Raw genomic sequence first — 26,319 nt, forward strand, 5'->3', positions numbered from 1 at the left:
ATTAAAAAACTAGGGCCGGCCCAGCACCTGGGCCAGCACGCCGGCGAACGCCTGCGCGCCCGCGTCATCCATGCTCGACGCGGTGATCCGCAATCCCTGCGCCGGGGCCTGCACGCCGAAGGCTTCGCCGCCGCGCACCAGCCAGCCGTGCCGGGCCAGCGCCAGCACGGCCGCCTGGCTGCCGCCCGGCAGCGGCAGCCACAGGTTCAGGCCATCGGCGGGACCGGCGACGGCCATGCCTTGCGCCGCCAGCGCCGCCGCCAGGATGCCGCGGCGGCGCGCGTAGTCCTCCCGGGCCAGGGCCACCTGCGCCAGCACTTCGGGCGACGACAGGCAGGCGCTCACGGCATCCTGCAAGAGATGGCTGACCCAGTTCGTGCCGGGCGCCAGGCGCAGGCGCAGGCGCTGGGCCGTCTGCCCGTCGCTGGCGACAAAGGCCAGGCGCAGGTCGGGGCCGAAGATCTTGGACACCGAACGTATCAGCGCCCAGCGCCGGGCCGCAGGGGGAATCACATCCTGGTAGCCGGCGACGGACAGCAGCGAGAAATGGTCGTCAACGATGACCAGCACGTGCGGATAGGCGGCCAGCACCGCGCGCAGCTGATCCGCGCGTGCAGCGCTCAGGCTGCATCCGGTCGGATTGTGCGCGCGCGGCGTCACGATGACGGCTTGCGCGCCTTGCGCCAGCGCCCGTTCCAGCGCCCCGGTCTGCATGCCCTCGGCATCGACCGCCACGCCAACGGCATGCAGCCCGGCGATGCGCAGCGTGTTGATGCTGCTGACGAAGCACGGGTCTTCCACTGCCACCTTGTCGCCCGCGACCAGGTACGCCGCCAGCAGGCGCTCGACCGCATCGACCGCCCCATTCGTCAGGGTGATGTCGTGCTCTTGCGGGCAATCCCCGGCCAGCCACTGCCGCGCCAGGACTTCCAGCTCCGGGTCCAGCGTGGCCTCGCCATACAGGCGCGGGCGGTAGGGCTTGCGCGCCAGGGCCGCGCCGGCATCGGGCAGCCAGGCAAGGTTCGGATTGCCGCCGCCCAGGTCGGCCAGCGGCGAGCCGGGCAGCAGGCCTTCCTGCTCGCCGGGATCGCGCTGCGCGCGGATGGCCGTGCCCAGGCGTCCTTGCGTGACCGCGATCCCGGCAGTCACCAGGCGCTTGTACGCCAGCGACACGGTATTGCGGTTGACGCCCAGGGTCGCGGCCAGGTCGCGCACGGTCGGCAGCGCCTGGCCCGGCAGCAATTCGCCCGCCTGCGTCAGCGCGCGGATGCTGTCGAACAGCTGCGCCGCGGTTTTCCCCGTCATCTTCACGATAGTCTCAGACATGATATATTTTGGCATAGGACAATGATACATCAATCCGGCACCCCGTGCCGCCAACAAGGCTGACACATGCACCATGACACTCCCCTGCTCACTCCCACCATGCACGCGCAGCATGGACGCTGGCCGCAAGCCGTATCGGTGGACGACTTCCGCCGCAACCTGGCGGCGGTGCATGCGCGCATGGCGGCCGCCTGCCAGCGGGTTGGCCGCGATCCGGCCGGTGTGCGCCTGCTGCCCGTCAGCAAGACCAAGCCCGAGGCCAGCCTGCGCCTGGCCTACGCCGCGGGTTGCCGCATGTTGGGAGAAAACAAGCCGCAGGAAGCGGGCCGCAAGTGGGAAGCGATGACGGACCTGGCCGACCTGCAATGGTCGGTGATCGGCCATTTGCAGACCAACAAGGCCAAGCTGGTGGCGCGCTTTGCCAGCGAGTTCCAGGCGCTCGACAGCCTACGCGTGGCAGAGGTGCTGGAACGGCGCCTGCAAGCGCAAGGGCGTGGACTCGATGTGTTCGTGCAAGTGAACACCTCGGGAGAAGCCAGCAAGTACGGCTTGCCGCCGGACGAGGTGGCCGCCTTCCTGCGCCAGCTGTCCGCCTTCCCGGCGCTGCGGGTGCGCGGACTCATGACATTGGCGCTGCTGTCGGCGGAAGCGGCGCGCGTGCGCCGCTGCTTCGTGCTGCTGCGCGAACTGCGCGACCGGCTGCGCCAGGATGCCCCGCATGGCATCGGCCTCGACGAACTGTCGATGGGCATGTCCGGCGATTATGAAATCGCCATTGAAGAAGGCGCCACCGTCGTGCGGGTCGGCCAGGCCATCTTCGGCGCGCGGGACACGCCGGATAGCCACTACTGGCCCACGGCGCAAACGGCGTAGGCGGCCCGAAGGCCCCGCAGGTGGTCGTGGAGTCAACCATGTCGAATGATCAAGATGACATGCAGAAAGATAGCGCGTAATATTTTTATCATACTGCTCAGCTCGACAACACAGCTCCCTGGGGAAAGGACGGCAGCGTGGTAGCGTCAAACGATCTCGCGCACTGGCGCGGACAGATTTTTGCGCGCCTGCTGCAGGCAGTGCTGCTGCTCGGCATCGTCACAGCCATCCCCAGCGCCCTGCTGGCCGCGAGCGAAGCCATCTGGTCCATTGTCGCCCTCGACTTGCTGGCCATCGGCTGGATCGGCATCATCTGGCATGGGCGCGCCATGCCCTACCGCTGGCGCGTGTGGCAATTCCTCATCGTCGCCTACCTGGTGGGCGTGGGCCTGTTGCTGAAAATCGGCCCCGTCAGCCAGATCTACATGATGCTCATGCCCGTGCTGGCGGCCTTGCTGCTGGGAATGCGGCCAGCCCTGTCGACCCTGGCCCTGACCTCGCTGACCATCTTTTTCCTCGGCCTGCATCCCGACGTCGCCCTGCAAATACCGGGCACGCCCGATTCTCCCGTGCTGCGCGCGCTGATCGTGGCCCTGAACTTCCTGTTCATCGCCGCCGTGCTGACCCTGTCCTGCGCCTTCCTGCTGCGCCACCTGGAAAGCAGCACCCAGGCCCTGTCGCAGCTGAACGCCGATCTGCGCCTGACGGCCACGGCGCTGGCCCGCCTGAACGACATGGTGATGATCGCCGAAGTGGCCGATGCGCCGCCCGGCGCGGGCGCGCTATCCGCCACGCGCATCATCTTCGTCAACGACGCCTTCGAGCGCAGCAGCGGCTATGCGCGCGCCGAGGTGCTGGGCCGCAGCCTGCTGTTCCAGCATGGCCCCGACACCGATGCGGACGAACTGGCGCGCATCGCCGCCGCCATGGCCCGCGCCCAGCCGGCACGCGCGGAACTGCTCAATTACAACAAGGCCGGCAAGGCGTACTGGGTCGAAGCGGAACTGGTGCCGTTCACGGATGCGGACGGCAAGCAAACCCACTGGGTGGCCGTCGAGCGCGAGATCGACGAGCGCAAGAAATCGGAAGCGGACATCCACCGCCTGGCCTTCTACGACGTGCTGACGGGCTTGCCCAACCGGCGCCTGCTGATGGACCGCCTCGGCCACCTGCTGGCCGCCGCGCCGCGCGACCATAAGGTCAGCGCGCTGATGTTCATCGACCTCGACCACTTCAAGCACATCAACGACGCGCGCGGCCACGCCACCGGCGACGCACTGCTGCGCCTGGCCGGCCAGCGGCTGGCGCAGCTGATGCGCAAGGCCGACACGGTGGCGCGCATCGGCGGCGACGAATTCGTCGTGCTGCTGGCGCACCTGGCCGATGACCTGGACAGCGCCGCCCGCGCGGCGGCCCAGGTGGCCGAGAAAATCCGCGCCGCCATCGCGCGCGACTTCGATATCGACGGGCAGTCCTATCATTGCAGCGCCAGCATCGGCGTGACCCTGCTGCCGAAAGCGGGCCAGCAGGCGCACGACCTGCTGCGCGAAGCCGACATCGCCATGTACCGCGCCAAGGCGGGAGGGCGCAACGGCATCGCCTTCTTTGAGGCGGCCATGCAGGCGGGCGTGGAACGGCGCCTGACCCTGGAACGGGCGCTGGCGCGCGCCCTCTCCCTGGCCGACTTGCGCATGCACGTGCAGCCGCAGGTCGACCGCCATGGCCGGGTGACGGGCGCCGAATTGCTGATGCGCTGGCCGCAGGCCGACGGCACACACATCGGGCCCGGGGTCTTCATCCCCATCGCCGAGGAATCGGGGCTGATCGTCAGGCTCGGGCACTGGGCCCTGCGCGAGGCGTGCCGCACCGCCACGCTGCTGGCGCAGGCAGGATCGCCCGTCGCCCTGTCGGTGAACGTCAGTCCGGCCCAGTTTCGCCAGCCCGATTTCGCCGCCCGCGTCCAGGCGGCGCTGGCCGAGCACGGCACGCCGGCCGGCGCCCTGATCCTGGAACTGACGGAAGGCTTGCTGATCGACCAGCGCGACGCCTCGCTGGCGCGCATGCGCGCACTGGCGGACCTGGGCATCCGCTTTTCCATCGACGATTTCGGCACTGGCTATTCCAGCCTCGCCTACCTGACCTCGATGCCGCTGTACGAACTCAAGATCGACAAGCGCTTCATCGACGACACGCCGCGCGACGCGCGCGACACGGCCATCGTGCAAGCGATACTGGCCATGGCGCGCCACCTGGGCTTGCGCGTCGTGGCCGAAGGCGTGGAAACGCAGGAGCAGGCCGACTTCCTCGTCGCTCACGATTGCGACGGCTTGCAGGGCTACCTGATCGCGCAGCCGATGCCGCTGGAAGACTTTCCCGCCTGGCTGGCCCGGCATCAAGCTTAGCTTTCCGACATTTCCTGCACGAAACTCCTCCGCTAGAATACCGGGCGCATAGCCTGTACCTTCACCATCCCCTTTTCTTAAAGCGATTCCCGATGCGTCTGGTTCTTCCCCTGTTGGCCCGCCCTCTGCTGCTGTCTTTGCTGGCCGCCGCCCTGCCCGCCGCCCATGCGGCCCCTTCCACCACCGTCCCCACGCCGATCACGCTGGACCAGGCCATGGCTGATCCCGACTGGATCGGCACGCCCGTCGAAGCGGCATGGTGGGGCTGGAATGGCCAGCTCTACTACAAGCAAAAGCGCCTCGGCTCGCCCCTGCGCGACACCTATCAAGTGCCTGGCGCGAACGCCAGGCTCAATAGCGGGAAACAGGTCGACGATGCGCAGCTGGCCAACCTCGATGGCCAGCACATGGTGGTCAACCGGGCCGGCACGCGCGCCATCCTGCTGCGCAACGGCGACTTGTTCGAGCGCGACCTGAAAAGCGGCGCCTTGACGCAGATCACGCGCGGCGTCTCGGCCATCAGCGACCCGCAGTACTCCGCCGACGGCGGCGCCGTGCAATACCGCAGCGGCACCGACTGGTTCAGCTGGAACCGTGCGGAGCGCCTGAGCGCCCCCGTGGCCCTGCTGCGCGCGGCCAAGGACCCGGACGCCAAGCCGGAAGCGGACGCCCTGCGCGAATTGCAGCTGCGCCTGATCGTCAACCTGGCGCGCCAGAAGGAAGAGCGCGCCGCCAGCCGCGAACGCCGCCACGCAGAGCGCCGCCTGGACGCCACGCGCGCGCCGGAACCGATCTACCTGGGCGACAAGGTCACGATTTCCGGCAGCGCCCTGTCGCCGGACGGCCGCTGGCTGCTGTTCGTCACGCAAGACAAGGCCGCCGAAAAGGGCAAGCTGGGCAAGCTGGCCCGCTACGTCACGGAAACGGGCTACCCGGAAGCGGACGACGAGCGCACGCGCGTGGGCCGCAACATGCCGATCGCGCAAAGCCTGAAACTGGCCGACCTGCGCACGGGCCAGGTGCGCGACATCGCTTTTGATAATCTGCCCGGCATCGCCACCGATCCGCTGGCCGCCATGCGCGTAGAACAGAAGCTGCCGCCGCTGAAAGGCAACCGTGGCGTGCGCATCGACGCCCAGCGCGACGGCATCGCCTGGACCGATGACGGTTCCAAGGTGGCCGTGCGCGTGCGCGCCATCGACAACAAGGACCGCTGGCTCGCCAACGTCGACCTGGCCAACGGCGCCCTCGTGCCCGTGCACCGCATCAGCGACGCGGCCTGGGTCAACCGCCGCGCCGACGAATTCGGCTGGCTGCCCGACAACGCCACCCTGTGGTATCTGTCCGAAGAAAGCGGCTACGCCCACCTGTACGCGAAAACGGGCGCGGCGCCCGCGCGCGCCTTGACCAGCGGCCAGTGGGAAGTGAGCGCCGTCGAATGGAGCCGCGACGGCAAGACCGCCTACTTTATGTGCAACCGGCAGGCGCCCGGCACGTATGAGGTGTGCGCCAGCACGGCCAAGGACGGCGGCGCGCGCGAAGTGACGAATTTGAAAGGCGTGGAAAACTTCGGCCTGTCGCCCGATGGCGGCAAGCTGCTGCTGCGCTATTCGACCAGCTATCTGCCGGCCCAGCTGGCGACCATTCCGGTCTCCGGCGGCAAGGCGAATATCCTGACGGATACGCGCAGCGACGCCTTCAAGGCCCGCAACTGGGTCATGCCGCAGCTGGTGCAAGTGCCGTCCACGCATGGCGCGGCGCCCATCTGGGCCAAGCTGTACCGCCCGGCCCAGCTGGAAGCGGGCAAGAAATATCCGATCGTCATGTTCGCGCACGGCGCCGGCTATCTGCAAAACGTGACCGAGCGCTATCCCGTGTATTTCCGCGAACAGATGTTCCACAACCTGCTGGTGGAGCAAGGCTACATCGTGCTCGACGTCGATTACCGCGCCTCGCTCGGCTACGGCAGCGCCTGGCGCACGGCCATCTACCGCCAGATGGGCCACCCGGAACTGGAAGATTTCATCGACGGCGCCAACTGGCTGGCAGCCCAGCACCAGGGCGACATCAAGAACGTGGGCATCTATGGCGGCAGCTATGGCGGCTTCATGAGCCTGATGGCCCTGATGCGCGCGCCGGACATGTTCAAGTCCGGCGCCGCCCTGCGCCCCGTGACGGACTGGACCACCTACAACCACGAATACACGGCGAACATCCTGAACACGCCGGACGTCGACCCGCAGGCGTATAAAATTTCGTCGCCGATCGAATACGCCGATAAACTGACGGGCAACCTCTTGATCGCCCATGGCATGATCGACGACAACGTGTTTTACCAGGACTCCGTGCGCCTGTCGCAGCGCCTGATCGAGCTGAAAAAGGATAACTGGGAAATGGCCAGCTACCCGATGGAGCGCCACGGCTTCGTGCAGCCGGAAGCGTGGTATGACGAGTACCGCCGTATCTATCAGCTGTTCAATCGTACGTTGAAGTAGACGAAGCCATCACTGAGTCAATCGGCAACACGATGTGCGGCCAGCGCGCGAATCGTGCTTGCCATTTACGCAAGCGTGGCACATGATGATGGCATGACGACATCCACCACCTCCGCCCTGCTGCGCGCCGCGTGCGCCAGCTTCCTGCTGCTGGCCGCCAGCGCCTGCGGCAGCGCCCCCACGCAAGATGATGCGCCACCAGCCCCCGGCAATGCCGGCTTGCTGGCGCAAATCCAGGCGGAAGTGGGTACCGCCGCCTGCGATTCCACCCAGCAATGCCACACCATCGCCATCGGCGCCAAGGCTTGCGGCGGCCCCGAGCGCTACCTGGCCTGGTCCAGCAAGGGCAATGACGGCAAAAAACTCAAGGCACTGGCCCAGGCGCAAGCCGAGGCGAGCCGCAAGCAGCAGCAGGCGGACGGCATGATGTCGACTTGCTCCATCATCACGGACCCGGGCGCCACCTGCGAGGCGGGGCGCTGCGTGCTGCAAAAGAGCGGCCTGGGCGGCAGCTCGGCCCTGTAAAACCGCCGCCGCATCGACGCAGCCGCATGGCTGAAGCAATACCAAAACAACATGATTTGGCTATCTGTTGCATTTGAACACAGCTAGCTCTGGTCAGGTGGAAAGTCTTTCTGCTATAATTCGCCGCCTTGGCCTGGTAGCTCAGTCGGTAGAGCAGAGGATTGAAAATCCTTGTGTCGGTGGTTCGATTCCGCCCCGGGCCACCAAGAACAGTTTCCATGAAACGCCCACTCCTGCCAGTGGGCGTTGTCGTTTCTGGACCTCGCCTTACCCGGCGGCAATGCCGACGCGCCCTGCTGCAAACGCCCATCCTCGCCCATCCAGGCGCAATTTCATCGCTATTTGATTTATTACAAAGTGCAACATCCGTCATTGGGCGACAGTCCGTCAACGGGTGGCCTGCGGACCAGGCTATCTCCCCGACCAAGGATGTCCACGCGCATGAATGAGCACAAGATTGTGGTGTTTACGGGCAACGATGGCCATGCGATCCGCCAGGGCATCGCAGCGATCGAGCGCGCCCTTCCCGGCTTGCGCTGGCTGCTCGTGATCCACGCGCGGCGCAAGTCGGCGCCGGAATTGCTGCATAACCAGTGGGCGAACCTGAAAAAGAACGGCTGGCGCTGGATACCGTATCAAGCCGCGGATCTGTGGCGGCGCATGCGCGCGCGCGCCGCGCCGGAGCAGGGCGCACTGGCATCGCCAGGCCAGCTCGACGTGCTCACGGTCGCCGACCTGCATGCGGATGCCACGCTGTCCGCCGTCCAGGCCTTCGCGCCGACGCTGGGCCTGGCGCTGGACGCGCCGATCCTGCGCAGGCCGCTGTTCGCCCTGCCCACGCTGGGTACGCTCAACTTGCACAAGGGAAAAGTGCCCGACTACCGCGGCATGCCGCCGGCCTTCTGGGAATTGTGGAACGACGAGCCGTCGGTCGGCTGCACCATCCATTGGGTCGACGACAAGCTCGACACGGGCAACGTCGTGCTGGCGGCCACGCTCGAGCGGGAAGCCTACGCGACGGTGCGAGGCATGCAGCTGCGCCTGGATGCGGCGGGTATCCAGTTGATGTGCGATGCGGTGCGGCAAGTCCTGGCCGGCGCCCCGCCGTCGCTGGCGCAAGCCGGTGCCGGCGCGACGTATCGAAAACCCAGCCTGGCACAAATGGCCGAACTGGACGCGAGGCTGCTGCGCAGCCAGCGGCCTGCCGGTCATGCCATGCACAGAGCGCTCAAGGATGGCGCAGCGGCCGGCGCATCAATGTTATCGCGGCTGGGCCTGAGCCGCGCGCTCGCGCCACGCCTGACGGTGCTGCTATACCATCGCGTCAGCGACGGCGCGCGCGACAATCTCACCGTCGGCATCGCGCAGTTTGACCGGCAGATGGCATTGCTGCGCAAGCATTGCACGGTGCTGTCGCTCGAGCAGGCGCTGAGGCTGGAATCGGTCCCCGCGTCGCCCCGCCCGCTGGTGTGCGTCACCTTCGACGACGGCTACCTCGACAACTACACGAATGCCGTGCCCATCCTCCTGAAGCACCAGCTTCCCGGCGCCTTTTTTGTCGCCACCGGCTTCATCGGTACCGGGCGCGCCTTCCCGCACGACGTGCGGCGCGGCAACCAGGCGATACCGATGATGACCTGGCAGCAGCTGCGCGCGATGCGCGACGAGGGCTTCCTGATCGGCTCCCACACCGTCAACCATATCGACTGCGCCGCCGAACCGGAAGACGTCGTTCGCCACGAACTGGCGCGCTCGCGCGACGACTTGCGGCATGAACTGGGACTCGAAAGCGTCGTGCTCGGCTATCCCTACGGGGGACGCCGGCACATGACGCCGGAGCGCCTCGAACTGGTCAGGCAAGCCGGCTATGTCGCCTGCCTGTCCGCCTATGGCGGCAGCAATATCGGCGCCGTCGATCCCTTCAATCTGCGCCGGCGCGGCATACACTGGGAGTATTCCGATCGCGCCTTCCTGTTCGCGTGCCTGGGATGGAGATGAGCGGATGAGCGGAAAAACGCCCCCGCTGGTCTTGCATGTCATGCATCATCTGGTCACCGGGGGCCTGGAAAATGGCGTGGTCAACCTGATCAACCATATGCCCGAATCGGCCTTCCGGCATGGCATTGTCTGCATCGAAGACTACTCGGACTTCCGCGACCGCATCGTTCGCCGCGACGTGCCGGTCATCGCCCTGAAGCGCAGCCGCATCGGCGTATGGGCGATGCGCCGCGAACTCTACAAGCTATGCCGCACGCTCCGGCCCGCTATCCTGCATACGCGCAACCAGTCCGCTCTCGACGCGCTGTTACCGGCAAGGCTGGCGGGCGTGCGCCATGCCGTCCATGGCGAGCACGGCTGGGATGTCGACAACTTGCGCGGCGACCGATGGAAGCCGGCGCTGCTGCGCCAGCTGCATTCACCGTTGATCGAGCGCTATGTCACGGTCTCGCAAAACCTGCAGCGCTACCTGACCGGGCGCGTCGGCATCGCTCCCGCGAGTATCAGCCAGATCTATAACGGTGTCGACACGACCCGCTTCACGCCCCGGGAAGACGGCCCCCGCTGCGCCATGCCCGCAGGTTTCGCGCGCGGCGACACACTGATCATCGGCACGGTCGGCCGCATGCAGCCCGTCAAGGATCAAGCCACCCTGCTGCGCGCCTTTGCCGGCCTGGCGCCGCGTCACGCCAGAGCGCGCCTCGTGATGGCAGGCAGCGGCCCCCTGGCGGCGGACTTGCGCGCCTTGGCCGCCGCGCTCGGCGTCGGGGAGCGCGTGTGGTTTCCCGGCACCGTGCACGACGTCGCCGGGGTCTTGCGCAATATTGATGTCTTCGTCCTGCCTTCCTTGTCGGAAGGGATCTCGAATACCTTGCTCGAGGCCATGGCCAGCGGCGTGCCGACGCTCGCCACCAGCGTGGGCGGCAATCCCGAGCTGGTCCAGGAAGGGCTGACGGGCCGGCTATTCCAGCCTGGCGACGTGCCAGCCCTGAGCCGCCTCCTGGACGACTATTTGACGCAACCCGCCTTGCGCCTCGCGCACGGCGCCGCCGCGCGGCGCGTGGCCGTCGAGCGCTTCAGCCTGCCCGCCATGGTCGCGCATTACCAGTCGGTGTACCAGCAGCTGTGCCATTAGCGGGCGCCCGGATTGGTTTATCTGTGCAAAAACGTTCCCGCCCCTGCCGTTGTGTACGCAAACGTACGGACAGCCGCCGCCGAAGCGCCCATGCTGCAGGCAGATCACTAGCCTTCCTCCCGCCGCCAGCGCCCTGCGCGACACGGCGGAACGGCCACCTGGTCGGATTTCCCCGCCACACCGCCATGCGAAACTCGCGCCCGACGCCGTCGAGCCGTTCCGTACATAACGGCACACTGCCAAAGGATGCATCATGAAAACTACCCTGATATTGCTCGCGCTCGCCTCTACCCTCGCCCTGACCGCTTGCCAGCGCGAAACGGCACCGGCACCTACCGTCGTGCAAGTCGTCCCCGGCGCGCCTGGCCCTGCCGGCGCCACCGGTGCCGCGGGTGCGGACGCGCCTGCCGGTGCGACTGGCGCTACCGGCGCCACCGGCCAGACCGGCGACAGCGGTGCCGCAGGATATGACGGCGCCAAAGGCGCCACTGGCGCACAAGGCAACGATGGCGCCAAGGGCGACGAAGGCGACAAAGGCAAGACGGGCGACACGGTGATCGTCGTGCCACAACGCTAATACGCCTCACGCCGCACACGACAACGCCAACCCACGCGGTTGGCGTTGTGCGTATGCGCAGTACCGCACAGTAACATCGGCCATATCGGCCTACCCTGTTTCCATTCAACGGGAGAGATCGCATGCTGACGATAATACTGATGGTGGCCCTGCTGGGCTTGCTTGCACTGTTCGCGCCCGGCCCCATGCGCCGCGCCCTGATTGCCCCACACTTGCTGGCCCTGTTCAAGCGCATCCTGCCGACCATGTCCGAGACGGAACGCGATGCCCTCGAAGCGGGCACGACCTGGTGGGATGCCGAGCTGTTTTCCGGCCGGCCCGACTGGCCACAACTGCTGGCCTATGGCCCCGCCTCGCTCACGGCCGAGGAGCGCCACTTTCTCGAGCACGACGTCGAGCGCTTGTGCGAACTGGTCAACGACTGGGAAACGCAGCAGCAACTCGACTTGCCGGCGCAAGCCTGGGACTACATGAAAAGCCAGGGTTTCCTCGGCATGATCATCCCCAGGCAATACGGCGGCAAGCAGTTCTCCGCCTACATGCATTCGCAAGTGGTGATGAAGCTGTCGAGCCGTTGCTCGGCGCTGGCCGTGACCGTGATGGTGCCCAATTCGCTGGGACCGGCCGAACTGCTGCTGCACTACGGTACCGAAGAACAAAAAAACCATTATTTACCGCGATTGGCCGCCGGCACCGAGATTCCGTGCTTTGCGCTGACCAGCCCATATGCGGGTTCCGACGCGGCCGCCATTCCCGACCTGGGCATCGTCTGCATGGGCATGCACGAGGGCCGCGCCACCGTGGGTTTCCGCCTCAGCTGGAACAAGCGCTACATCACCCTGGCGCCCGTGGCGACCCTGCTGGGCCTGGCATTCCAGACCAGCGACCCCGAACATTTACTCTCCGACAACGATACACCGGGCATCACCTGCGCCCTGATCCCCGCCAGCCACGACGGCGTGGTGATCGGCCGCCGCCACCACCCCTTGAACGCCGCCTTCCAGAACGGCCCGACCTCCGGCACCGATGTCTTCATCCCCATCGACTGGGTCATCGGCGGCCAGGCGCAAGTGGGCAAGGGTTGGCGCATGCTGATGGAATGCCTGGCGGCCGGGCGCGCCATTTCGCTGCCCTCGTCCAGCGTCGGCATGGGCAAGATGGCCGTGCGCGGCACCGGCGCGTATGCGGCCGTGCGGCGCCAGTTCAACATGCCCATCGGTAAATTCGAAGGGGTGCAGGAAGCGCTGGCCCGCATGGGCGCCAACCTGTACCTGATGGACGCGGCCCGCACCCTGGCCGCGCACGCCGTCGACCTGGGCGAAAAGCCGGCCGTCATTTCCGCCATCGTCAAATACCACGTCACGGAGCGGGGCCGCGCGCTCGTCAACGACGGCATGGATATTCTCGGCGGCAAGGGCATCTGCATCGGTCCCAACAATTTCCTCGCCAGCGCCTACCAGCAAATTCCCATCGCGATCACCGTCGAAGGGGCCAACATCCTCACGCGCAGCCTGATCATCTTCGGCCAGGGCGCCATCCGCGCGCATCCGTATGTGCTCAGGGAAATGGCCGCCGTGCAGGAAAGCGACGGCCGCAAGGCCTTGCGCGATTTCGATGCGGCCTTCTTTGGCCACGTGGGCTTTGTGCTGGGCAACCTGACACGGGGGCTGTGGTACGGACTGGGCGGCGCCCGCCTGGCGGCCGTGCCCGACGCCGGCGCGCCCGCACTGGCGCCCTACTACCGCGCCCTGACGCGGCTATCGACGGCCTTTGCCGTCATGACGGATATGTCGATGTTCGTGCTCGGCGGCGAGCTCAAGCGCCGCGAGCGGCTGTCCGCCCGGCTGGGCGACGTGCTGGCGCAGCTGTACCTGGCTTCGTCCGTGCTGAAGCGCTACGAGGACGATGGCCGGCCCGAGGCCGACCTGCCCTATGTGCACTGGTCGCTGCAAGATGCGCTGGTCAAGGCCCGGCAAGGCTTGACGGGCGTGCTCGACAATTTCCCCGCGCGCGTGCTGGCCGTGCTGCTGCGCATCGTGCTGTTCCCGTTCGGCCTGCCCCACCGTCCGCCGTCCGACGAACTGGGCAGCGAGGTGGCGCTGGCCCTGCAAACGCCGGGCGCCGACCGCGAACGCCTCTTGGCCGACGGCCATGTCGCCAGCGACGCGGCCGATCCCGTCGCCTGCGCCGAGCGGGCACTGGCCTTGCTGCCCGACGTGCTGCACATCGAACAACGCCTGAAAGACACGCCCGACGGCATGGCCCTGCGGCACCTGCCGCAAAGCCTGTCCGCCATGCAACAGTGGCTGGCCTCGGCAAAGCGAGCAGGCTCGGTCAGCTGCCAGGAGCACAATACCTTGCTGGAATATGCGCGCCTGGTCGACGGCCTGATCCAGGTGGACGAGTTTGCCACCGATGCGGCACAGCCAAAACACTTGCCTGCGCACAGGGCCGATACCAGCAGTCGTGCAGCCTAAGCCAGATTGCGACCTATACTGAATGGAGCGGGCGCGGTGCCCGCTCTTGGCAGAAAGGAGTTGATCATGACGCGCAAATTCATCGATTGCCGGGAGTTCCCAAGTGACGCGCATTGCTCGGTTGCGATTTCGGCCGACAGCGAAGAAGAGCTATTGGGTATTGCTGTGGAACACGCAGTCTCGGTACACCATCACCACGACACGCCGGAGCTGCGCCAGCAGTTGCGTCAATTGTTCAAGGACGGCATGCCGCCCGAACACTTGCCCATGACAGGACAAGCCGGCAGCAGCGCCAGCAGTGCCTCGCACACGCATTAAGCCCGTGCCGGTCACGCGGGATTGACAGTTCAGGACGCCAGCTTGTGGGCAGGCGCCCTGCTGTCCAGGCCCGGCACGCCTGCGCCGACCGAGTGCACGGGACGCGATGCATACGAGTCCCTGGGCCACTTGGCGGCCAGCCTGCTGCTGGGCACCGGCGCTGGCACCACATGTCAATCCCTTGACTCAAGGCAAAGCAATCTGGCGCCAGCCGGCCTACAATCGCCGGCTTTGCCCTTCGCCCATGCGCCACGCTCCCGAACTCCTCCTGCCCGCCGGCTCGCTGGCCAAGATGCATGCCGCCTTCGACTATGGCGCCGACGCCGTCTACGCGGGCCAGCCGCGCTACAGCTTGCGCGTGCGCAATAACGATTTTTCGACCTTGCAAGCCTTGCAGGAAGGAATTGACGGCGCGCATGCGCGCGGCAAGCAATTCTTTGTCGCCAGCAATATCTTCGCCCACAACGCCAAGCTGAAGACGTATCTGCGCGACATGGAGCCGGTGATCGCCATGCGTCCCGACGCCCTGATCATGGCCGACCCCGGCCTGATCATGATGGTGCGCGACAAGTGGCCGGAGATTCCCGTCCACCTGTCCGTGCAGGCGAATGCCGTCAACTGGGCGGACGTGAAATTCTGGCACCGCATGGGCCTGACGCGCGTGATCCTGTCGCGCGAGCTGTCGCTCGACGAGATCGAGGAAATCCGCCAGCGCTGCCCGGAAATGGAACTTGAGGTGTTCGTCCACGGCGCCCTGTGCATCGCCTATTCGGGCCGTTGCCTGCTGTCCGGCTACTTCAACCACCGCGACCCGAACCAGGGCACGTGCACGAATTCCTGCCGCTGGGATTACAAGGTGAAAAATGCCACCGAAGACGCCAGCGGCGACCTGGGCGGCATGCAAGTGGTGCCGCTGGAATTCCACCAGGCGCTGGCCGAGGCCGACAACAACGCGTTTTCCGCCCTGCACCAGCAGCCGCGCCACCCGCTGGCCGACCAGCCGTATCTGATTGAAGAAGCCCAGCGCCCGGGCCAGCTGATGCCGATCCTCGAAGACGAACACGGCACCTACATCATGAACTCGAAGGACTTGCGCGCCGTGGAACACATCGAGCGCCTGGTGAAGATCGGCGTCGATTCGCTGAAGGTCGAGGGCCGCACCAAGTCGCTGTACTACGCGGCGCGCACGGCGCAAGTCTACCGCCAGGCCATCGACGACGCCGTCGCGGGCCGGCCCTTCGATATCAGCCTGCTGGGCCAGCTGCAAGGCCTGGCCAACCGCGGCTACACGGACGGTTTTTATCAACGCCACCACACGCAGACGCACCAGAACTACATGCGCGGCGCATCCGAGGCGGACCGCAGCCAGTACGTGGGCGACGTGCTGGGCGTGACGGACGGCTGGGCCAGGGTGGACGTGAAAAACCGCTTCGCCGTGGGCGACCGCATCGAGGCCGTGCATCCCGGCGGCAACCGCGACTTCACGATTACCCGCATGCTCAGCGATGACGGCAAGGAGATCCAGGTGGCGCCCGGCAGCGGCCACTTCGTGCGCATCGAACTCGACGCAGCCCTCGACAAGGCCTTGCTGGCGCGCTATTTGTAACCGCCAGTCTGGCGGCGACAGCGACAAACCAGTCCGCAAGTGTTTGATTTGACAAGTAAAAATCCACGCATCCGCGCCTAAACAGTTTGTTTAGGCTTCAACATTGCTATACGATACGGCCACCCTGCACCCGGGGGGCCTGATCGGCATCCCGGGCGTCCCTGACACGTTCACCGGAATCCCCGATGCCACCTGCCACTCCCGCCCTGATCACCAATGACGCCGTCGTCCTCGGCCTGCTCGCCATGACCCTGGGAGCCGTTTTCTGGACCGCCTCCCGCACGAACGGCTTCTGGAAAAAGTTCTATACGTATATCCCATCCTTGCTGATGTGCTATTTGATCCCGGCCTTGCTCAACACCTTCGGCATCATCGACGGCAACGCCTCCGGCCTGTACGCGGTGGCGCGCGACTATCTGCTGCCCAGCGCGCTGGTCCTGCTGTGCGTGGCCATCGACTTCGGCGGCATCCTCCGCCTCGGGCCCAAGGCCATCATCATGTTTCTCACAGGGACCCTGGGCGTGATGCTGGGCGCCCTCGTCTCGTTCGAAGCCCTGCGGCTGATCCACCCTGAAACGGTGGCGGGCGATACCTGGCGCGGCATGACGACCGTCGCCGGCTCGTGGATAGGCGGCGGCGCCAACCAGGCGGCCATGAAGGAAGTGTTTGAAGTGGACGCCACCCTGTTCGGCCAGTTCGTCGCCGTCGACGTGCTGGTGGCCAACGTGTGGACGGCCGTGCTGCTGTTCCTGGCCGGCCGCGCGGGGGCCTTCGATCGCTGGACGGGCGCCGATTTGTCCGCCATCAATGCGCTCAAGGACAGCATCGAAAGCTACCGCGCCCAGCACGCGCGCATCGCCACCCTGACCGACATCATGATCATCCTCGGCGTGGGCCTGGGCGTGACGGGCCTGTCGCATTTCCTGGCCGGCCCCATCATCAGCTGGATCAATACCCTGCCGGCCGCATGGCGCCTGCAGGACTACAGCCTGACGTCGAACTTTTTCTGGATCGTCGTGCTGGCCACCACCTTCGGCTTGCTGCTCAGCTTTACCAGGGCGCGCAGCCTGGAAGGTGCGGGCGCCTCGACCATCGGCTCGTCCATGCTGTACGTGCTGGTGGCTACCATCGGCATGCATATGGACTTGAAAGCCCTGTTCGACAAGCCGTTTTTGTTCCTGCTGGGCCTGATCTGGATCGCCGTGCATGGCGGCCTGATGCTGCTCGTCGCCAAGCTGATCCGCGCCCCCCTGTTCTTCATGGCTGTGGGCTCGCAAGCGAACATCGGCGGCGCCGCCTCGGCCCCCGTCATCGCCAGCGCCTTTCACCCGTCCCTGGCGCCCGTCGGCGTCCTGCTGGCCGTGCTCGGCTATGCGCTGGGCACCTATGGCGCCTACATCACGGGCTTGATCCTGCGCGGCATGGCGGGGTGACGCTCCTGGCAACACGGTAACGACAACGCCAGCCTTCGGGCTGGCGTTGTCGTTTGTGGGCCAGGCCAGTTCCCTCCCCACCTCGGCCTCAGCCCCCTAAAAAATCACCACAATGTAGCAGAAAGCCCTCAAAACCAAATTTCCGCACCATTTTCGTGCAAAATCTGCGATGATAGTTGCCCAAATAACCGATTACCTCCATGGAATTCTGATGAAATACGCATCTGCTCACGAGTATGTCCAGCATGTCGCCGCACGCAATCCAGGTCAACCCGAGTTTCTGCAAGCCGTCACCGAAGTCATGGAGAGCTTGTGGCCGTTCCTGGAACAGCACCCGAAATACGCGGAACAAGGCTTGCTGGAACGCTTGATCGAGCCCGAGCGCGTGGTGATGTTCCGCGTGTCGTGGGTTGATGACCATGGGCAAGTGCAAGTCAATCGCGGCTACCGCATCCAGCACAGCATGGCCATCGGGCCGTACAAGGGCGGCATCCGCTTCCACCCTTCCGTCACCCTGTCCGTGCTGAAATTCCTCGCCTTCGAACAGACGTTCAAGAATGCGCTGACGACCTTGCCGATGGGCGGCGGCAAGGGCGGCGCCGATTTCGATCCGAAGGGCAAGAGCCCGGGCGAAGTGATGCGTTTCTGCCAAGCCTTCGTGAGTGAACTCTTCCGCCACGTGGGTTCGGACACGGACGTGCCGGCCGGCGACATCGGCGTGGGCGGGCGTGAAGTGGGTTACATGGCCGGCATGATGAAAAAACTCAGCAACCGCGCCGACTGCGTGTTCACGGGCAAGGGCGCCAGCTTCGGCGGCTCGCTGATGCGTCCGGAAGCGACGGGCTACGGCACCGTGTATTTCGCCGAAGAAATGCTGAAAACGCGGGGTCGCTCGTTCGAAGGCATGCGCGTCTCCGTTTCCGGTTCGGGCAACGTGGCGCAGTATGCAGTCGAGAAAGCCATGGCCATGGGCGCGAAAGTCATCACCGTCTCCGATTCGAGCGGCACCGTCATCGATGAAGACGGTTTTACGCCGGAAAAACTGGCCATCCTGATGGAGATCAAGAACCATCTGTACGGCCGCGTGAGCGACTACGCCGCGCGCACGGGCGTGCGCTTCGAGGCGGGCGTGTCGCCATGGCATGTGCCGGTCGACATCGCCCTGCCCTGCGCCACGCAAAACGAGCTCGACATCGCCGATGCGCGCACCTTGATCGCCAACGGCGTGCAATGCGTGGCCGAAGGCGCCAACATGCCCACCACCATCGAGGCGGCGAAAGCCTTCGAGGCGGCCGGCGTGCTGTACGCGCCAGGCAAGGCCAGCAATGCGGGCGGCGTGGCCACGTCGGGACTGGAAATGAGCCAGAACGCGGCCCGCATTTCCTGGCCGCGCGAAGAAGTCGATGCGCGTTTGCTGCAGATCATGCAGGGCATCCATGCCGCGTGCAAGCAGTACGGCACGCGCGCGGACGGTTCCGTCAGCTATGTGGATGGCGCCAACATCGCCGGTTTCGTGAAAGTGGCCGATGCGATGCTGGCGCAAGGGGTGATTTAACCGTAGGTCGGCTTACGCGCGGCGTTGCCGCGCTAATCCGACCTACAACATTTCGGGCTTCATCAGGCTCTTGCGGCTGATCGTGCGGCCCGACACCATGAACTCGCCGTTGCCACGGTAGTGCAGGGTTTCGGGCAGCTTGGGCGAGGTGGCCACGTGGGCCTTCACGCACTCGAAAATGAAGAAGCCGCCTTTCGGATTGCCCGCCACCTGGGCCAGCTTGCATTCGAAGTTGGCGTAGCACTCGGCGATCAGGGGCGCGCCCACCAGTTCGGCCGGCTGCGGCGTCAGGCCGAAGGCCGTGAACTTGTCCGTGTCTGCGCCGCTGCAATTGCCGATGGCCACCACCTGGTCGACCATGTCGGCCGTGGGCAGGTTGATCACGCACTCCATGCTGCGCTTGATCATTTCATAGCTGTGATTCGCGTCGGAAATGAAGCAGCCCAGCAAGGATGGCGACAACTCCATCAGCATGTGCCAGGCCATGGTCATGACGTCGCTTTCGCCCTTCCACGTCGAGCTGACCAGCACCACCGGCCCCGGTTCGAGGAAGCGCCGGATGTCGGCGACGGGATAATCTTCTTTGTGGTAATTTTTCATCTAGTCTCCAGGACGCGGTACGCCATAGCATAGCCCAACGGCGCCTCGCCGGGCGCGCGGCTGGCCGCTGGCGGCGCTCATCCACGCCGCGATTTGTGCCGTTCGTCGCAAAGTTCTCCCCAATGGAGATGTTGCACAATAGAATACACTGATCAACTACTCAAGGAAATCGCCATGCGCCCTCTGTTCCTGTTGTCAGTCCTGTCGCTCGCCTGCCTCTCGTCCCTCGCGCATGCCGACGAGCAAACCCGCACGGTAGCCGCCTTCAACGCCATCGATATCCGCGGCCCCATCAGCATCGAAGTCGAATCGGGCAAGGAGCAAAGCCTGCTGCTGCGCGGCGACCAGAAATTCCTCAGCGGCGTGATCACGGAAGTGGTCAATGGCGAGCTGAAAATCTCGATGAAGGATAAAGACATCAAGAAAACGGAGGGCGACCCGCGCATCATCATCACCATGCCTACCTTGCGCAAGCTGATCGCGGAAGGCGCGGGCGAGAAGATATTGACCAAGCTCAATGGTCCGCGAGTCGACATCAGCTACAAGGGCGCGGGCCGCCTGGCCGCCGATGGCCAGGTCGACTGGCTGCGCCTGAAGGCGCAAGGCGTGGGCGAAGTCGATACGAAAGCCTTGCTGGCGAAAAACGTCGACGTCAATTTCGAAGGCATCGGCTCCGTCAAGGTGTATTCCTCGGGCGAGCTGAACGCCGTGGTGCGCGGCATGGGCGAACTGACCTATTACGGCAAGCCGAAGATCGTGCACAAATCGGTCGCCGGCATCGGCAGCGTGAATGCCGCCAAATAAATTTCCTAAAACAACAAGGCCATCAGGCCAGGGAGACCGCATGACCGCAACACATGACACGGAAGCACCGCTGGTGCTGCGCCAGGACGAGGGTGGCCTCGTCACCCTGCGCCTGAACCGCCCGCTGCAATTCAATGCCTTGTCGGTAGCCATGCTGGCGGCGCTGCAAGAGGCGTTCGATGCCATCGCGCAGCAACCGCACGTGCGCTGCGTGGTGCTGGCCGCCGAAGGCAAGGCCTTTTGCGCGGGCCACGACTTGCGCCAGATGCAAGCCACGCGCCAGCTTGCGTATTATCAAACCCTGTTCGCGCAATGCTCGCGCGTGATGCAAGCCATTCAAACCTTGCCCGTGCCCGTGATTGCCCGCGTGCACGGCATCGCCACGGCGGCCGGCTGCCAGCTGGTCGCCAGCTGCGACCTGGCCGTGGCGGGCGCGTCCGCGCGCTTTGCCGTCTCCGGCATCAACGTGGGCCTGTTCTGCGCCACGCCCTCCGTCGCCCTGTCGCGCAATGTCTCGCCCAAGCGGGCCTTCGACATGCTGGTGACGGGCCGCTTCATTGACGCCGACACGGCCGCCGACTGGGGCCTGATCAATGAAACGGTGGCCGACGCGGCGCTCGACGAGGCCGTGGCGCGCCTGGCGCAGCAGATCATGGCGAAAAGCCCGACGGCCATCCGCTACGGCAAGCAAATGTTTTACCAACAGCGCCAGCTGCCGCTGGACGAGGCGTATGCGTATGCGGGCGACGTGATGGCGCGCAACATGATGGAAGAGGATGCGGAAGAAGGCGTTGCCGCCTTTTTAGAGAAGCGGCCGCCCGGCTGGGCGACCGTCAGGTAGCTTAACGCTGTTCCTTCATCTGCTGCTGGACCGAAAGACTCAAGGTTCCCAGGTCTTCCTTGCCCAGCAGCGGCAATTGCGCCAGCAGCTGCATCAGGGCGGAACTGCCCGTCACGTCCAGCTCGGACGATTGCACCAGCACCGTGCCGGCGCCCGTGAAGTCGATCTGCTTTTCCTCGCCCGACAAACTGAAACCGGTGAGCGCGCCGGCGGCCGAGGCCCAGCCCTGCACGTGGGCGTAATCGTAGTGATACGAGGGGCTGGGACAGTCGGCCCAGCCCAGCACGGCCTGCTCGTCCACGCGGCATGGCAGCTCGAGAAAATGCACGGGGCCGTTCGACGAGGCGATGACTTTACCGGTGCCTATCATGGTCAGATAACCGGGCAAGGTCGATTCCTGGCAAATCACGTCCTTGGTAAACCCCAGCAGGTTTTTCGCGCGGATGGTCATGTTGGCGTTGTCCAGGTCGTAGCACGCCAGGTCGTTGCCGTTGTCGCCCAGGATCAACTGGCCTTGCCCCTGCGCCACGACAAAGTGGTGGACGTATTTGGGCGCATTGAAGGCGTTGCGCACGATCAAGTCGAGCACGCTGCTGCCCATGGCTTCGAAGCGCAGCTCGCCATAGAAGGCGATCATCTTGCCCTTGCGAATGAATATCTGTTCCTTGACGTCGATGACATACGAAAAACGGTTCAGGTTATCGTTCTTCGGCAAGGTATCGGGATTGTAAATCGTCATGGCTTACCTTTCGCTCGCTTGGATGTAGACCGTGCCCTGGCCCGTGAATTTCACCTGGTACGATTCGCCGGACGCCTGGCCGACGAAGGTTTTCCAGTTCAAGTCCGTGACGATGGTCGAGCTCAGCTGCCCCGTGTGGCCGATATACGCTTGCGGGTCGACAAACACGGGCACGTCCGGCGTGACGGGCAAGCCGATGGCATTGCCGTCGGACAAAATCGCCACTTCGCCCGTGCCTTGCAAGGTGGTGGTAAACAAGCCCTGGCCCGAAGCCATGCCGCGCACCACGCCCTGCACGCCGCCCTGGTTGCCCAGGAACATGGTGCCGGCCGTCAGGCGCGCATCGAAGGCCAGCAGGGAATCGCTTTCCACATAAAACGTTTCGCCGCGCACGGGCACGATGCTGACGAACAGGCCGCCCTGCGCGTAAAACACGCTGCCCGTGCCGCGCGCCGACATCAGGGCATAGCCCTCGTTCGTGACGGCGCGCATGGCCAGGCTTTGCACGCCCTGGCCGGCCAGGAAGGAGCGGCTGAACGCCACGTCGCCCTGGTAGGACACCATGGCGCCCCTGCGGGCGAATACTTCTTCATTGCCGAGTTTAACCTCGAGCATCTTTTCATTGACTTGCTGATAGACAGGCATGGCGGGTCCTCGCTGACTTAACGTTCGGCGGGCTGGATGAACACCACGCCCTGGCCTGTGAATTTGTGCTGGTACGATTCGCCCGAGCTCTGGCCGATCATCGTGCGCCAATTGACGTCGAAAACGAATTCCTGGCGGATGTCGCCCTTGAAGCCGACGAAGGCGTCCGGGTCCACGCGCAGCGGGTGCGCGGGCGTCACTTCCAGCATGATCAGGTTGCCGCGCGAAATGACGGCCAGGTTGCCGTGCCCCTCGACGGTGGTGGAAAACAGGCCCTGGCCCGAGCTGGCGCCGCGCAAGCCCGCAAAGCTGGTGCCCGTCTTCAGACTGGTGTCGTAGGCCAGCAGGCTGCTGCTTTCGATGGTCAGCTTTTCGCCGGCCAGCGCCATGACGGTGATCTCGGCCGCGTTCTGCGCGAAAAACACGGTACCCGTGCCGGCCGCCTGCATCACCTGCATGCCTTCGTTCGTCACCTTGCGCTTGAGCGCGCCGAACAGGCCCTCGCCGCCGAGCAAGGACTTTTCAAATTTGATGCTGCCTGTGTAGGCGACCATGGCGCCGGCGATCGCCAGCACTTTTTCATCCTGCAGGCGCACTTCCAGCAGGCGGTCGGTATTGGTGCGGAAACTGGTCACGCGCGACTCCCCAAGAATGCCAGGGCACAAAGCCATGGCTATCCGACAAGATACCGGGGGCGTTACCGCCATGCAAGTGCTATTCCTCCCGAACGGGGTTCCGAACGGGGGTGGGCGCATAAAAAAAGGCGTGCCCGGAGGCACGCCTTGCGTTCAGGCCAGCAATGGCTTAGTCGGCCAGCACCGGCTTGGCGCCGCGCGCGTTCTGGAACAGCGGTACGGGATCATTGGTATTGACCTCGACCACCGTCACGCCCTGCACCACGCCAGCCACCTGGTAGCCGACGGCGCCCAGGTGGCGCTTGCCTTCGGCCAGGTTGGACCAGCTCAGCGAGACAGTCGCCGTGCCGCCCGTGTAGGCCGTGCCCGGCATCAGCGCCTTGAAGCCGCCATTCGACAAGCCCGGCGCCAGCACCCACGACGACAAGGTGTAATCGGCCTGGCCGTTTTGCGGCGCAAAACCGATCACGCACACCTTGTAGGTGCCGGCGGCGGGCAGGCGCAGTTCGACTTGTTCATTCGAACTTTCATTGCCGCTGCTGCCGACCAGCACATTGGCGGCGTTGTAGACCTCCATGTCCATGTCGGTATGCGCGCCGCCCGTCGTTTCCGCGTCGTAGGTGGCAAAACGCGCCGCCAGGGTGCCGGCCGGAACCACCACGTTGTGCACGTTCACGCCCGTGGCGCCGCCGGCCTTGCAGGCGGCCGATGCGGCGGCGCCCGTCGCCGCCTGGCCGATCGTGCGCGTCTCGCGCACGGCTTCGACCAGGCCCGACTTGACGCCCACCAGCGCGCCCGAGAAGCCCGTGCCCAGGGTCAGCACCTTGCTGCCCGTGGCCGCTTCGCTGCTGACCAGCGGAATGGCGGCCAGCGACGTGCCGCGCGCCGTCAGCGGGCTGCGCACCGTGTGCGTGCCATCCGTCCAGCTCAGGGCGCCGTAGGTCCAAGTATTGGCCGGCGCCGTGGTGCGCGTCAGCTTGACCTGATACTGCGCCCTAGCGCCCGGCGCCAGGCTCAGGCTCGTTGGCGTCACCGCCACCGTGTAGCCGGGCAGGCTGGCCGAGACGTTGTAGACGGCGCTGCCGGCGCCCACGTTGGTCACCGTGCGCGTCAGGGTTTGCGTGCCCAGCACGTTGGCCGCCGTCAGCGACGCCAGGTTCAGGTTATAGGCCGCGATGGTGCCGATGGCCTGGCAGGTGGCGGCGCTGTAGACCTTCAGGTTCAGGCCGCACAGGAAGCGCGCATAGTCGATTTCCGACATGTCGTACACGAGGCCGGGATCGGCCGCGCCGTTCGGTGCGATGTGGCCGGCGCCCTGGCCCCACGGCAGCTGGCCCGAGTTCTTCGCCGTGGCATCCCACGACACGGAACCGTTCAAGCCGTCCGAATAGGTGCTGAAGGCCGTCGTCATCAGCGCCGACTTGATGGCCGCGGGCGACCAGTCCGGATGCTGCTGCTTGAGCAGCGCCGCCACGCCGGCCACGTGCGGGCTGGCCATCGAGGTGCCGGAATAGAAATCCCACTCGGCCGCCGGCGCCACGCCGCCCGCCGCCACGGCATCGCGCTGCGCCGGCGTCAGGTCGGCCGTCACGCCAGCGAGGATGTTCGTGCCCGGCGCCGACAGGTCGGGTTTCAGGATGTTCGCGTTGGCCACGTTCGGTCCGCGCGAGGAACGGTCGCTGACGATGGGCGCCTGCACCGTCGTGTCGGCAACGGTGTGGATTTCGCCCAATGCCGCCGTGCCATCGGGCGTCGCCGCCATGAAGGCCTTCAGCGCGTCGCCCTGCGCCTGCGCCAGGTGGACCGTCGACAGCGCGTGCGCCTGGTTGATGACGGTGTTGGCGCCGCCGGCCACGTTGGCGATGACCACGCCCGCCGCGCCCGCCGTCCTGGCATTCGCGCTCTTGTTGACCAGCACGTTGCCGCCACGGTCGCACACGAGCACCTTGCCGGCCACTTTCGCCGGGTCCAGATAAGCCGAGGTGGCATCGGCCGCGCCGAAGCAGCGCAGCAGGTTGACATCCGTCGGCGGCACGCCGGCCAGGCCCGCGTCGCGCGAGCGGATCAGTGGCAGCGCCGGCGTATTCGCATTGCTCGATGCGCCTTCCAGCTTGCTGCCGTTGCTGAGGATGACGTTGCCCGCATACAGACGGTTGTGGGTGGAATTGGCCACCGTCGCCAGCCAGGGGCTGATGTGCGACACGGGCGCCGGCACGTCGGGCGCCGGCGTGGCAGGACCGGAATTGCCGCCCGAGGTGGCGACGAAGACGCCGGCCGCCGCCGCGCCGAGGAAGGCCACTTCCGTCGGTTCGTCGAAGGCGCCGCCGCCCGCGTTCGGGCCGATGGAAAAGTTGATGACGTTCACGCCATCCTTGACCGCCTGGTCGATGGCGGCCACGCTGTCGGCCGTGGCGCAGCCGTTGCGGCCCGTCGAGGCGGCCGTCCAGCAGACTTTATAGGCGGCGATGCGGGCGCGCGGCGCCATGCCCGACGCCTTGCCCAGTGACACGCCGCCCGAGGTGGCGATGGCGCCATTGTTGCCGCCGGCCGTGGACGCCGTGTGCGTGCCATGGCCGCCGTGCCCCGTCAGGCCGGCGACGGAATCGCGCGGCGACAAAAATTCCGTCCAGTGCAGCGCCGACGTGGCGGCGCGGTAGTAGCGCGCACCGATCAGCTTATTGTTGCAATTCTCGGCGGAAAATCCCTCGCCCGTCTGGCAAGTGCCGTGCCAGCTGGCCGGCGGCGCGCCGTACACGACGTTGCTGCCGCCGTGGCTGGGCACGCCGTTCTCGTCGAGGCGGTCGGCAAAGGCCGTGTTCTCGGGCCAGATGCCGCTGTCGACGATGCCGATGATGATGTCTTCGCCCGCGTGCGCCTTGCCGCCCAGCTGCTCCCAGATACCACCCGGTTTGTCCAGGCCCAGGAAGCTGGGCGTGTAGCTGGTGTCGAGCTGCAGGATGGAGTCGGCGCTGATGCTGGCCACGCCGCTGTTCTTCTTCAGTGCCCGCACTTCATCGTCCGTCAACAGGGCGGAAAAGCCGTTGAAGACGACGCTGTACTGGTGCGTGATTTCGGCCGCGCTGACGGTGCCGGCCACGGCGGCCTGCTTGCTGTCGAGGTAGTTCAAATAGGCTTGCACGTCGGCCGCGCCCACATTGATGCGCGCACCCGGGGCCGGCTTGGTGGCGGCCAGGCCGTCGATCTGGCCCGTGTAGGTGGCGGCCGGCTTGTCGACCAGTTGCACGATGTAGGAGCGGCGTTCCTGCGCCTGCGCCGCTTGCGCCAGGCTGGCGGCCAGCAGGAGGATGCCGAGTGAAACGGGACGTAATCTCATC

20 protein-coding genes and 1 tRNA gene are annotated in these 26,319 nt (G+C 65.7%); 15 read left to right on the plus strand and 6 right to left on the minus strand.

What is annotated here, in order from left to right:
* Positions 1-9 precede the first annotated feature (9 nt).
* A complete protein-coding gene (gene ptsJ, locus GCN78_RS13310; protein ID WP_152252318.1) occupies positions 10-1,311 on the minus strand; it encodes a MocR-like B6 salvage transcription factor PtsJ in 1,302 nt (433 codons plus the stop codon).
* Between the two features lie 81 nt (positions 1,312-1,392).
* Between ptsJ and GCN78_RS13315 the strand changes: the two genes are divergently transcribed.
* The 13 genes from GCN78_RS13315 (at position 1,393) to gdhA (ending at position 18,720) form a co-directional block, all read left to right on the plus strand.
* Positions 1,393-2,199, plus strand: a complete 807-nt coding sequence (locus GCN78_RS13315; RefSeq protein ID WP_152252153.1) for a YggS family pyridoxal phosphate-dependent enzyme — start codon at positions 1,393-1,395, stop codon at positions 2,197-2,199.
* Positions 2,200-2,336: 137 nt separating this feature from the next.
* The gene (locus tag GCN78_RS29990) at positions 2,337-4,601 is read left to right on the plus strand and encodes a putative bifunctional diguanylate cyclase/phosphodiesterase (RefSeq protein WP_152252154.1); all 2,265 of its coding nucleotides are present in this window, start codon (positions 2,337-2,339) and stop codon (positions 4,599-4,601) included.
* A 92-nt stretch (positions 4,602-4,693) separates the two neighbouring features.
* Positions 4,694-7,096, plus strand: a complete 2,403-nt coding sequence (locus GCN78_RS13325) for a S9 family peptidase (protein WP_226939625.1) — start codon at positions 4,694-4,696, stop codon at positions 7,094-7,096.
* A gap of 93 nt (positions 7,097-7,189) precedes the next feature.
* Complete coding sequence (locus tag GCN78_RS13330) at positions 7,190-7,621, plus strand: hypothetical protein (RefSeq protein ID WP_152252155.1); 432 nt, start codon at positions 7,190-7,192, stop codon at positions 7,619-7,621.
* A 130-nt stretch (positions 7,622-7,751) separates the two neighbouring features.
* Positions 7,752-7,827 (plus strand) — tRNA-Phe (locus tag GCN78_RS13335).
* 235 nt (positions 7,828-8,062) lie between these two features.
* The gene (locus GCN78_RS13340; RefSeq protein ID WP_193316725.1) at positions 8,063-9,619 is read left to right on the plus strand and encodes a polysaccharide deacetylase family protein; all 1,557 of its coding nucleotides are present in this window, start codon (positions 8,063-8,065) and stop codon (positions 9,617-9,619) included.
* A 4-nt stretch (positions 9,620-9,623) separates the two neighbouring features.
* Positions 9,624-10,754 carry a TIGR03088 family PEP-CTERM/XrtA system glycosyltransferase gene (locus tag GCN78_RS13345; protein ID WP_152252157.1) on the plus strand — a complete coding sequence of 377 codons (1,131 nt, stop codon included), beginning with the start codon at positions 9,624-9,626 and terminating at the stop codon, positions 10,752-10,754.
* Between the two features lie 253 nt (positions 10,755-11,007).
* Positions 11,008-11,331, plus strand: coding sequence for a collagen-like protein (locus tag GCN78_RS13350; protein ID WP_152252158.1), 324 nt, complete (start codon positions 11,008-11,010; stop codon positions 11,329-11,331).
* Positions 11,332-11,453: 122 nt separating this feature from the next.
* Positions 11,454-13,808, plus strand: coding sequence for an acyl-CoA dehydrogenase (locus tag GCN78_RS13355; RefSeq protein ID WP_152252159.1), 2,355 nt, complete (start codon positions 11,454-11,456; stop codon positions 13,806-13,808).
* A gap of 66 nt (positions 13,809-13,874) precedes the next feature.
* A complete protein-coding gene (locus tag GCN78_RS13360; protein ID WP_152252160.1) occupies positions 13,875-14,126 on the plus strand; it encodes a DUF1059 domain-containing protein in 252 nt (83 codons plus the stop codon).
* Between the two features lie 244 nt (positions 14,127-14,370).
* Complete coding sequence (gene trhP, locus GCN78_RS13365; RefSeq protein WP_152252161.1) at positions 14,371-15,732, plus strand: prephenate-dependent tRNA uridine(34) hydroxylase TrhP; 1,362 nt, start codon at positions 14,371-14,373, stop codon at positions 15,730-15,732.
* A gap of 185 nt (positions 15,733-15,917) precedes the next feature.
* Complete coding sequence (locus GCN78_RS13370; RefSeq protein ID WP_152252162.1) at positions 15,918-17,165, plus strand: DUF819 family protein; 1,248 nt, start codon at positions 15,918-15,920, stop codon at positions 17,163-17,165.
* 211 nt (positions 17,166-17,376) lie between these two features.
* A complete protein-coding gene (gene gdhA / locus GCN78_RS13375) occupies positions 17,377-18,720 on the plus strand; it encodes an NADP-specific glutamate dehydrogenase (protein WP_152252163.1) in 1,344 nt (447 codons plus the stop codon).
* 42 nt (positions 18,721-18,762) lie between these two features.
* Here the strand turns inward: gdhA and GCN78_RS13380 are convergent, their stop codons facing one another.
* A complete protein-coding gene (locus GCN78_RS13380) occupies positions 18,763-19,320 on the minus strand; it encodes a flavin reductase family protein (protein WP_152252164.1) in 558 nt (185 codons plus the stop codon).
* Between the two features lie 174 nt (positions 19,321-19,494).
* Between GCN78_RS13380 and GCN78_RS13385 the strand changes: the two genes are divergently transcribed.
* Complete coding sequence (locus GCN78_RS13385) at positions 19,495-20,124, plus strand: head GIN domain-containing protein (protein WP_152252165.1); 630 nt, start codon at positions 19,495-19,497, stop codon at positions 20,122-20,124.
* 40 nt (positions 20,125-20,164) lie between these two features.
* A complete protein-coding gene (locus GCN78_RS13390) occupies positions 20,165-20,965 on the plus strand; it encodes an enoyl-CoA hydratase (protein ID WP_152252166.1) in 801 nt (266 codons plus the stop codon).
* 1 nt (position 20,966) lies between these two features.
* On the opposite strand, the gene GCN78_RS13395 is transcribed toward GCN78_RS13390, so the two are convergent.
* The 4 genes from GCN78_RS13395 to GCN78_RS29995 form a co-directional block, all read right to left on the minus strand.
* Positions 20,967-21,704, minus strand: coding sequence for an AIM24 family protein (locus GCN78_RS13395; RefSeq protein WP_152252167.1), 738 nt, complete (start codon positions 21,702-21,704; stop codon positions 20,967-20,969).
* A 3-nt stretch (positions 21,705-21,707) separates the two neighbouring features.
* Positions 21,708-22,349 carry an AIM24 family protein gene (locus GCN78_RS13400; protein WP_152252168.1) on the minus strand — a complete coding sequence of 214 codons (642 nt, stop codon included), beginning with the start codon at positions 22,347-22,349 and terminating at the stop codon, positions 21,708-21,710.
* 17 nt (positions 22,350-22,366) lie between these two features.
* Positions 22,367-23,020: an AIM24 family protein gene (locus GCN78_RS13405; protein ID WP_083287479.1), complete on the minus strand. Its 654-nt coding sequence runs from the start codon at positions 23,018-23,020 to the stop codon at positions 22,367-22,369.
* A gap of 133 nt (positions 23,021-23,153) precedes the next feature.
* Complete coding sequence (locus GCN78_RS29995) at positions 23,154-26,318, minus strand: S8 family serine peptidase (protein ID WP_152252169.1); 3,165 nt, start codon at positions 26,316-26,318, stop codon at positions 23,154-23,156.
* Position 26,319 lies beyond the last annotated feature (1 nt).

Source organism: Janthinobacterium rivuli, from assembly GCF_009208735.1.
In the GTDB taxonomy this organism is placed as follows: domain Bacteria; phylum Pseudomonadota; class Gammaproteobacteria; order Burkholderiales; family Burkholderiaceae_D; genus Janthinobacterium.